This is a genomic window from Polaromonas sp. P1_G2 (genome assembly GCF_056405515.1).
In genome coordinates this window covers 1-1,719 of record NZ_JBFUBY010000477.1, presented here as the reverse complement: position 1 = coordinate 1,719, position 1,719 = coordinate 1, and the positions used below count along the sequence as shown (strand labels likewise).

Annotated in this window: 2 protein-coding genes; both read left to right on the top strand. The window is 64.4% G+C overall.

Features of this window, described 5'->3' with window-relative positions; all coding sequences use genetic code 11:
* The coding region (locus AC1D0P_RS25425; protein WP_477679269.1) for a VOC family protein at window positions 1-320 on the top strand (320 nt) is incomplete at its 5' end.
* A gap of 36 nt (window positions 321-356) precedes the next feature.
* Window positions 357-1,331, top strand: coding sequence for a Bug family tripartite tricarboxylate transporter substrate binding protein (locus AC1D0P_RS25420; RefSeq protein WP_477679268.1), 975 nt, complete (start codon window positions 357-359; stop codon window positions 1,329-1,331).
* Window positions 1,332-1,719: the final 388 nt, after the last annotated feature.

The window sequence follows — 1,719 nt, the reverse complement described above, 5'->3', positions numbered from 1 at the left end:
TGCTCGGCATGACGCTGGAGACCTTTACCGGCGGCACGCCGCCCGTGGAACGCAAGGCCTTCAAATTCGGCCAGCAGAAGATCAACCTGCACGTCAAAGGCCACGAATTCAAACCCAAGGCCCACCTGCCGGTGCCGGGTGCCCTGGACCTGTGCTTTCTGGCCAGCGTCCCGCTTGCCGACGTGATCGCCCACCTTGAGCGCGAACATTGGCCGGTGATCGAAGGCCCCGTGCTGCGCACCGGCGCCACGCAAAAGATCCGTTCTGTCTATGTGCGCGACCCCGACCTGAATTTGATAGAGATTTCCGAACCCGCCTGAAAACGGCGTCCTAAAACTATGACTGGAGACAAGACCATGACTTTTATTTCCCGCAGGACACTGCTGACCGTCGCCGGGCTCAGCACAGCCGCCTGGCTTAATCCGGTGCGCGCGCAGCTCGCCGGCAAGCCCGTCACGCTGGTGGTGCCCACGGCGGCCGGCGGCACCACCGACATCGCGGCGCGCATGCTGGCCGAGCCGCTGGGCAAGATCCTGCAGACCACGGTGGTCGTGGACAACCGGGGCGGCGGCAACGGCAACATCGCCGGCCAGATGGTGGCGCGCGCCCCGGCCGACGGCACCAGCCTGCTGGTGCAGTACTCAGGCTACCAGTGCATCACGCCACTGATCCAGCCGGTGGCGGGCTTCGACCCGGCGGCCAACCTCAAGCCCCTGGGCCACTTGATCGACGCGCCGCAGCTGCTGGTGGTGCGCGGCAACTTCCCCGCCGACAACTTCGCGGACTTCCTCAAGTACGTGAAGGCAAACCCCGGCAAGGTCAACTACGCGTCCAGCGGCAACGGCTCGCTGCAGCACGTGACCACCGAGCTGCTCAAGGACCTGACCAAGACCTTTATGGTGCACATCCCCTACCGCGGCACCGGCCCGGCGCTCACCGACCTGCTGGCCGGCACGGTGGACTTCACCATCACCACGCCACCGCCGCTGCTGCCCCATATCCGCGCCGGCAAGCTCAAGGCGTTGATGGTGACCGGCCGAACGCGCCTGGCCGCCCAGCCCAACGTGCCGACCGCCACCGAAGCCGGCGTGCCGCTGGTGGCCTCGTCGTGGTTCGCGGTCTACGGGCCGACGGGCCTGTCCGCCGACCTGCAAGGCCGGCTCTCGCTGGCGATCAAGCAGGTGGTGGAGTCGGAAGGCTTCAAGAAGCGCGCCGAAGAGCAAGGGGCCAAGGCTGTGGTTATGGGTGGTGCCGAGCTGGCTGCTTTGGGGGATAGTGAGCGGAAGATGTGGGGGCGGATTGTGAAGCYTGCCAATATCAAAGCCGATTGAGCGCTCTTGGGCGCTCCAGCCGTTGTGCCCTCTGCTGAGGGTGGCTGGCCGGGAGTCGCCCGGCATGCGACTCACTTTTTTTGCTTCGCCAAAAAAAGTAAGCAAAAAAAGGCGACCCGCAGTCTGGGTCCCTACGCTTCGCTTCGGGCAACCTGCGGTGCTCGACTACGGCGGGGTCTCGCGCAAACTCGCCTTCGGCTCAGACAAGCGCGATCCCTGATCCGCCTACGTCTGCGCTCCTCGGCCCAGCCAGGACGGGGCAAKCGGGAACGGGAGCGGGAACAGAAGATARAAATACAAAGAACAAACCAAGACAACAAGGACTCGCCKTGGCGAGTCCTTGTTTCTTCAGGTATTTGGTATTKGTATTCCWTCCCCACCCCTTGTG